Annotated in this window: 7 protein-coding genes; 4 read left to right on the forward strand and 3 right to left on the reverse strand. The window is 40.8% G+C overall.

Going from position 1 to position 7,608, the window contains the following annotated elements:
- The first annotated feature begins 19 nt into the window (after positions 1–19).
- Positions 20–667 (forward strand): GMP/IMP nucleotidase, encoded by a 648-nt coding sequence (gene yrfG / locus ACT3RM_RS16250; RefSeq protein WP_441995264.1) that lies wholly within the window; start codon positions 20–22, stop codon positions 665–667.
- On the opposite strand, the gene ACT3RM_RS16255 is transcribed toward yrfG, so the two are convergent.
- Entirely contained in the window at positions 660–1,280 is a 621-nt protein-coding gene (locus tag ACT3RM_RS16255) for a dUTP diphosphatase (protein ID WP_441995263.1), read from the reverse strand. The two genes, yrfG and ACT3RM_RS16255, sit on opposite strands and share 8 nt — an antisense overlap.
- A gap of 235 nt (positions 1,281–1,515) precedes the next feature.
- On the opposite strand from ACT3RM_RS16255, the gene ACT3RM_RS16260 reads away from it, so the two are divergent.
- Complete coding sequence (locus tag ACT3RM_RS16260; RefSeq protein WP_441995262.1) at positions 1,516–1,794, forward strand: redoxin domain-containing protein; 279 nt, start codon at positions 1,516–1,518, stop codon at positions 1,792–1,794.
- 277 nt (positions 1,795–2,071) lie between these two features.
- Here the strand turns inward: ACT3RM_RS16260 and ACT3RM_RS16265 are convergent, their stop codons facing one another.
- Together ACT3RM_RS16265 and ACT3RM_RS16270 are read right to left on the reverse strand one after the other, a co-directional pair.
- Positions 2,072–2,440 (reverse strand): YacL family protein, encoded by a 369-nt coding sequence (locus ACT3RM_RS16265; RefSeq protein ID WP_441995261.1) that lies wholly within the window; start codon positions 2,438–2,440, stop codon positions 2,072–2,074.
- Between the two features lie 104 nt (positions 2,441–2,544).
- Positions 2,545–2,778: a hypothetical protein gene (locus ACT3RM_RS16270; RefSeq protein WP_441995270.1), complete on the reverse strand. Its 234-nt coding sequence runs from the start codon at positions 2,776–2,778 to the stop codon at positions 2,545–2,547.
- Between the two features lie 278 nt (positions 2,779–3,056).
- On the opposite strand from ACT3RM_RS16270, the gene uvrD reads away from it, so the two are divergent.
- Both uvrD and ACT3RM_RS16280 read left to right on the forward strand, forming a co-directional pair.
- Positions 3,057–5,222 (forward strand): DNA helicase II, encoded by a 2,166-nt coding sequence (gene uvrD / locus ACT3RM_RS16275; protein WP_441993361.1) that lies wholly within the window; start codon positions 3,057–3,059, stop codon positions 5,220–5,222.
- Positions 5,200–7,305 (forward strand): GNAT family N-acetyltransferase, encoded by a 2,106-nt coding sequence (locus ACT3RM_RS16280; protein WP_441995259.1) that lies wholly within the window; start codon positions 5,200–5,202, stop codon positions 7,303–7,305. Before uvrD ends, ACT3RM_RS16280 begins: the two co-directional genes overlap by 23 nt.
- The last annotated feature ends 303 nt before the right edge of the window (positions 7,306–7,608 follow it).

The following is a 7,608-nucleotide window of genomic DNA, read 5'->3' on the forward strand; positions in this document are numbered from 1 at the left end:
CTTTTAAAGTGAAATGCCTATGCTAAATTGGTCTAAAATTGACACTGTGCTACTTGATATGGACGGCACATTACTTGATTTGCATTTTGATAACTATTTTTGGCTTAACGTCATACCACAGCAGCACGCCATCAAGCAGGGCATTAGTCTTGATGAAGCCAACGCAGACATTATGCACCGTTACCAAGCTGTGAGTGGCCAAATAAGTTGGTATTGCCTTGATTACTGGCAACAGCAATTAGGCCTGCCAATTATGGAGTTGAAACGCCAGTTCCAGCATAAAATAAAAGTCCGCGAAGATGTACCTGAATTTTTAAGCGCACTTAAGCTCCAGGGTAAAAATCTCATAATGCTAACTAACGCCCACCCCGACAGTGTAATGCTCAAATTTGAGCTTACTAATATTGATAATTATCTTGATGGGGTTATCTCAACGCATCAATATGGGGTAAGTAAAGAGCAGCAAAGTTTATGGCAGCAAGTGCATAACGAGTGGCAGTTTGATAAACAGCGAACGCTGTTTGTTGACGATAGCTTGGCGGTACTTAATGCAGCACGCGAATACGGCATTGGGCATTTATTAGCGGTTGCCAACCCTGATAGCCAACAACCGAATAACGAATTCAGTGATTATTTAAGCACCACTGATTTTCGCTCGCTTATTTAGGGTAGCGCGCAACTAAGCCTTGATAAACTTGCCTAGCAAAATCAGCATGCTCAGTATCAAGGCTTTTAACTACCTCTACTAAATGCTCGTTATCTTCTTTCCCCTGCCATATTTTATGATAACTCCCATCTTTGTAACCATAATCTTGGCGGAAGAAGTTAAGCGTATTTTTGCCTACATAACCACGGTATAAATCGTCTATACTCATCCCCATTTGTGCCATACAGCCAGCAAATGCCGCAGCATTAAAGGTCTTATCTGCAACCGCAGAGGCAGCTAACAGCTCTAATGTTTGTTTAAAATCATCACCCTGTTGTGGTGTGCTCAGCTCCGCCTCTAATTGCCTGGCGATTTGCTCATAACTGGTTTCACCATCTATACGTAGCGATAAACCAAAATGAAAAATATCAACAAGCTCCAAAATAACTTGCTCGGTATCTGGAGTTTGTTTTTTCCACCATTTCCAACCGTAATGATCTAGCATTTCAGCACATTCAACCCAAATAGCACGAGACCATTCAAACCCTTGGCTAAACCATTTCTCGTGAACTTTAGTGTTCATGGCGTTTTGCATTTCTAGCATCACCACAATTTTATTTAAATTGGCAGACATGTCTCTTCCAGTTACGATTTTAATTGCGGTTAATAATACAGATAAATGCGCTGCTGTTAAAATAAAACATGACATTATTGATATAGTATGAAAATGATTATAAATAAAAAAGAGGAAATATTATGTTGAAGTCACTTTTAGTCTCTTGTGTATTACTTCTTAGTACCTGAGCTTAGCTCATGCTGTCGTCACACCAAATAATATCGCCTCGCAAGCTGAAAAAGTCAGCCCATTAATGCCAGGTCTCACGGTACCTGCAATTACATTAAAAGATACAGGTAGTAAAAATGTTGCCCTTGCTAAGCGCTTTGCTGAAAAAACTACCGTGCTGATTATTTACCGTGGTGGATGGTGCCCTTATTGCTCAAAGCAATTAGCTAACGTACAAAAAATTGAAGATGAAATAGTTAAACTTGGCGTTCAAATTATTGCTGTATCACCAGACAGCCCAGAAAAGCTAGCGAAAGCAGAATCAACTCGCCTAATTATTAACTGCTTTTTAACGACAGCCTAAGCTTGAGCCAAGCATTAGGGTTAGCATTTTATTTAGATGATCAGACTGCAACTATTTACTGTAATAAGTTAGGGGTGAACTTTGTATCAATTGACGGCACAGTAAAAATTGTCTTGCCTGTACCTGCAGTATTTGTGATTGGCCAAAAAGGACTTGTGCACTTTCAATACCCGGACCCTAATTATAAAGTTCGTTTAACTGAGAATCTCTTACTTGCAGCAGTAAGGTTCATAAACCTAAACTCAAAAAGTTTTAATAAGTCGAGCTTTGCCTCTACTTATCTATTTATTACAAAATCATGCCAAGAGTCGATTAGGTCAACGAAATCGTCAAAACCACAGCCACTAGTTAACCCATTTTCTTCAAGCATTAATTCATCATCTTGATAAGCCAAAATATCTTCAGAGTCTTGGTGTAATGCATGTGCTTCAAAAATCGCTTCATCTTTATTAAGTATTAAATCAACCTCTTGCCCCTGTAATGTAATAGGTTCAAAGCTAGTTGAAACAGCCTTTATGAGCGCCTGTACCATGGGAGTTTTATCTTTGCCGATTTCTTCATTAAGCCAGCGACCAATAACTGCATGCTCGCTACTTATTTTAATGCGAAAGCCACTAATTGGATCGCGGATAAATTGATATTCCATGGATATGCTCTTAAAAAGTAATTGGCTGATTATACTGACGGTGACGAAAGGCACAAAAAAAATAGCGCCTTAATTAGCGCTATTCTTACAATTTTAGCATTGTGCTATAAGCGTCTATCATAAGCCCTAAAACGCGCCGCATCAATGATAGCCCAAATATATACAATCCCAGCAATAACCCCCGGTACAATTAAAAACCACAACGCCGCGCCACCGAAGAATAAGATAGCAAATACTAGTGCCGCTAAAATGCGCCCTTGCACTAATTGACCTAGACCTGGGAAAAATATATTACAAATAGCCGCGATAACGTTACCGCCTGAACCTTGTCCTGACATAATAGCCTCAAATGTTTTTATTTCTGACGAGTTTAATACATGCATCATGCCAATAATTTAACTATTTATAATCAACAGGTTAATTAATTCATAGCACAGCATATAATTTAATTTTAGTTTATTTCACTAAGTTTAAGTCAAATTAGCAATTTTTGTAATCTGTTTTGATCTTAACATTTAATTAAATTTAAAGAGCTGGTTATAAAAACAGTATTTTATTTAGCCCAACTTAAACACCTGTTATACTATTTGCCATTATTGATTGAAAAGGCGTGATGATGGACGTTTCAGAATTACTCGATGGCTTAAATGATAAACAACGGGATGCCGTCGCAGCTCCTTTGCAAAACATGCTAGTGCTTGCTGGTGCAGGCTCTGGTAAAACTCGAGTCCTGGTTCATCGTATAGCGTGGTTAATGCAGGTAGAGCAAGCATCTGCCTACAGTGTATTTGCCGTGACCTTTACCAATAAAGCCGCTAAAGAGATGCGCTCGCGCGTTGAAGAAACCCTAAAAGCACCGGTTGCCGGTATGTGGATTGGTACTTTCCATGGCTTATCCCATCGTATTTTACGCGCTCATCACCGTGAAGCGAACCTTCCTGAAAGCTTTCAAATTTTAGATTCTGACGATCAACTGCGAATGATCAAACGCTTACTAAAAGCGATGAATATTGATGATAAAAAATGGCCAGCAAAACAGTTTGGCTGGTATATCAGCGCCAAAAAAGATGAAGGCCTACGTCCTAAAGATATTCAAGCATATGACATCAATGAACAAATGATGTTAAACGTTTATAAAGCTTATCAGGAAGCATGCGACCGAGCAGGCCTTGTTGATTTTGCTGAAATACTGCTGCGCAGCTTTGAGGTCTTAAAAAATAACCCAACCTTACTTCATCATTACCAACAGCGCTTTACGCATATGTTAGTAGACGAGTTCCAAGATACTAACACTATTCAATATGCGTGGTTAAAACTGTTAGCGGGTAACACTAACAGTATTATGATTGTAGGTGATGATGACCAAAGTATTTATGGTTGGCGCGGTGCTAAAATAGAAAACATTAAGCGCTTTTTAACTGATTTTGAGGCCGAAACTATTCGCCTTGAACAAAACTACCGTTCAACAGCCACTATTTTGAAAGCATCAAATACACTAATTCAAAATAACTCAGACCGAATGGGAAAAAGTCTCTGGACTGACGGCAGTGAGGGGGAGCCGATTTCAGTTTATGCGGCATTTAATGAGCTCGACGAAGCGCGTTTTGTAAGTAGTAAATTACGTAGCTGGCTTAATGCCGGTAACGCACTGCAAGATGCCGCTATTTTATATCGCAGCAATGCACAGTCGCGAGTACTTGAAGAAGCCATGCTACAAGAAGGTTTAAAGTATCGTATTTATGGCGGTATGAGATTCTTCGAACGCCAAGAGATCAAAGATGCACTGGCGTATTTACGTTTAGTTGGTAATCGCCAAGACGATGCAGCCTTTGAGCGTGTTATAAATACGCCAGCGAGAGGCATTGGTGATAAGACACTCAGCCATGTTCGTGACTGCGCCCGTAATGAGTCATTGCCATTGTGGTATGCGGCTAAAGCAATTGTTGAGCAACAGCACCTATCTGGGCGCGCTGCTGGTGCGGTTAGTAAGTTTGTTGAGTTAGTAGAGCATATCGAAGATAAAATAAGCGACCTCACCCTAGAGGAACAAGCAAAATACGCGATTCAAACATCAGGTTTAATGGCAATGTATCAAGCTGAAAAAGGCGAAAAAGGCCGTGCTCGAGTAGAAAACTTAGAAGAGTTAATAAGCGCTTGTGGTCAATATGAACTACCTGAAGATGAAGAGTATAGTTCGCCATTACAAGGTTTTTTAGCTCACACCTCACTTGAATCCGGTGTTGGCCAAGCAGAGGAACACGAAGATGCCGTACAAATGATGACTCTTCACTCAGCAAAAGGCCTTGAGTTTCCATTAGTATTCATGGTCGGCGTTGAAGAAGGCATGTTCCCCTCTCAGCAAAGCAACGAAGAGTCAGGCCGCTTAGAAGAAGAACGCCGACTTTGTTATGTAGGCATGACCCGCGCAATGGAAAAACTTTATATCAGCCATGCTGAAAGTCGCAGGCTTTATGGCCAAGAAAAATACCATAGCCCGTCACGATTTTTACGCGAAATACCTGAAGACTGCATTGAAGAAATACGTATTAAAACACAAGTATCAAGGCCTCCTGCATCAGGACGCTTTAGCCCATCAGTAACCCACGCAGCCTTTGAAGACAGTGGATTTAGTTTAGGCCAACGCGTATTGCATGCTAAGTTTGGTGCAGGTACGGTACTAAACTATGAAGGAAGCGGCGCACAATCTCGTATTCAAGTTAACTTTGATGATTTGGGCAGTAAATGGTTAGTGACCGCGTATGCCAGACTCCAAGCTATTTAAGCAACACCTCGCGCCACTTTTAGCGCAATTACAACTGGCAAAACATCGCCAGTTGTTACTGATCACTGGTGAAAAAAGCTGGTGCTATAAAGAGTCTCAAGCCTTAACAAACCAGCTAACAACTAATATATATATCCTAGCAAATGGCGAGCAACTGAGTAACAGCCAATGGCCTGAACATACCCATCAAATTTTAGGCCAAGAATTTGACCATGTTGTGTATGACGGCTTTAGCGGTATTTATCCAGATAAATTTGCAGCACTGAGTGGCACAGTTCGCGCTGGCGGTTTGATGGTTGTGCTGCTACCAAGCCTTTGTGATCTCACTCAATGGCACGACCCTGCCCTAAGTAAATTTCAGTCGCATGGGCACTATCAAACACTAAGTTACTTTAACCAACGCCTTGCAGTACTCATATCACAGCTTGATATAGCACATTTTGATCAACACACAGGCTGGCAAACAGCACCTGTCGCTAAGCACACGGCTATAGATAAACCAGCTATAATTGAGCTTGATTTAACTGAGCAGCAACACTGTATTGAACAAATAATCAAAACAGCCAATGGGCGGGCTAATCGCCCACTATTAATAAGTGCCGATCGTGGCCGTGGTAAGTCAGCCGCTTTGGGCTTTGCAGCAGCAGAGCTCACTGATAAAAATATTATTATTTGTGCAACTCAACCCCGAGCGGTGCAAACAAGCTTTAAACACTTAGCCTCACAGTTAAATTTACCACTAAATAAAGCTCAGAAGAAGTTAGCTAACCTCAGCTATGTCGCACCCGACGTATTACTAGATACTTTGCCTAAATGTGACATCTTATTTGTTGATGAGGCTGCAGCTATTCCGGTGCCCATACTATTAAAAATACTAGCTAGTTATCCACGTATCGTATTTGCTAGCACCATTATAGGTTATGAGGGCAATGGCAGGGGTTATACGCTGCGCTTTAAACGTCATCTGCAACAACACTATAAAAACATGCGTAGCGTTACACTTGAGCAACCAATTCGCTTTGCTAAATATGACCCACTTGAGCAACATATTCGTACTTTACTAGCGCTTGATAGCAGTTACCAAGCAACTAACTTCGCTATAACAACAGTTACGCACCACAAGATTAGCCAGCAACAATTAATTGATGATGAAGCGCAACTTCGCCAGGTTATCGCACTGCTGGCGTTAGCACACTACCAAACCACAGTGAACGATCTACGCCAAATACTTGATGGTACGAAGCAAAAATTATTTATTAGTAAAGTAAACGAGCAAATTATTGGAGTTTGTTTAGTTGCTATAGAAGGTGGTTTTGACGCAGCATTAGCAGAACAAATAGTTGAAAAGAAACGTCGTCCACAAGGGCACTTACTAGCGCAAACACTAGCACAAATTAGTTTTGATAGTTCAGTAATACAACAGTCGACTGCACGAATAGTGCGAATCGCGGTAGCACCTGAATACCACAATCAAGGACTTGGCCAACAATTATTGAGCTTTGTTGAACAACAAGTTAAAGCCACATGCGCTTGGATCGGTGCAAGCTTTGGTGTAAATTCGCCGCTATTGGCTTTTTGGCAAAAAAGCCTCTTCAACTTAGTCAAGATCGGTTATAAAGCAGACAAAACAACCGCAGAACACGCTGCATTGGTAATAAAGCCACTTACTATAAATAGTGAATTAGTAAATCGTCTTGAACTACAGTTTAGCCAACACTTCTCATTACAATTACTAACCCACTTTAGTCATTTAGAGCCGACCTTGGTAAGCACAGTAATGAGCAAATTACCGCATACTAGTTTATCGCAAAATGACAAAAATCATCTAAAGCAGTTATTGTCATCAAACTATACCCTCTTTGATATTCAACCTCTTTTATGGCGCATTATCTGGTGTTATCCAGACAGCTTAAAAAATTGCTCAGACGATTTCCAATGGTTACTTATTCGGCTAGCGCTACAGGGTTGGTCGCTCGAAGAAGCAAAAAACACTCTCAACCTTACAGGCAAAAATAGCATCAACCAATTATTCAAACAGGCTGTTAATGATTGGTATAAAAAAAACTATTTTAGGCTTTGCTAAATATATTAGCAGCCACCTTTAATGCAAGATTAAACCAAACTGGTTGCTGCTTTACAACGCAGCTGTATTTTCTGTTGCTAAAAGCAAAAGGCCGGGCTGTTTTGGATCGAGATTACTGCAATTTAAAATCAGATAAATTCAGGCGTCATCGGTAAGTCACAAGGCCTTCCATGAGGCTTCCGCCCAGAGCTACTGTGTTTCACTACTGAGTTCGGTACGGGGACTTGGCTTGGGGCCTTGGCTTGGTGTTTTTACTTTATTCCAGACGTAAAAAAGCCCGACTCAATGAGCCGGGCTTTCTTT

Source organism: Pseudoalteromonas sp. AOP7-A1-14, from assembly GCF_052376275.1.
In the GTDB taxonomy this organism is placed as follows: Bacteria; Pseudomonadota; Gammaproteobacteria; order Enterobacterales; family Alteromonadaceae; genus Pseudoalteromonas.

Coding starts and splice junctions, on each gene's coding strand:
- ACT3RM_RS16265 (WP_441995261.1), bottom strand. CDS start 2,440: ATGGAATATCAATTTATCCGCGATCCAATTAGTGGCTTTCGCATTAAA.
- ACT3RM_RS16270 (WP_441995270.1), bottom strand. CDS start 2,778: ATGTCAGGACAAGGTTCAGGCGGTAACGTTATCGCGGCTATTTGTAAT.
- ACT3RM_RS16260 (WP_441995262.1), top strand. CDS start 1,516: ATGCCAGGTCTCACGGTACCTGCAATTACATTAAAAGATACAGGTAGT.
- yrfG (WP_441995264.1), top strand. CDS start 20: ATGCTAAATTGGTCTAAAATTGACACTGTGCTACTTGATATGGACGGC.
- ACT3RM_RS16255 (WP_441995263.1), bottom strand. CDS start 1,280: ATGTCTGCCAATTTAAATAAAATTGTGGTGATGCTAGAAATGCAAAAC.
- ACT3RM_RS16280 (WP_441995259.1), top strand. CDS start 5,200: ATGCCAGACTCCAAGCTATTTAAGCAACACCTCGCGCCACTTTTAGCG.
- uvrD (WP_441993361.1), top strand. CDS start 3,057: ATGGACGTTTCAGAATTACTCGATGGCTTAAATGATAAACAACGGGAT.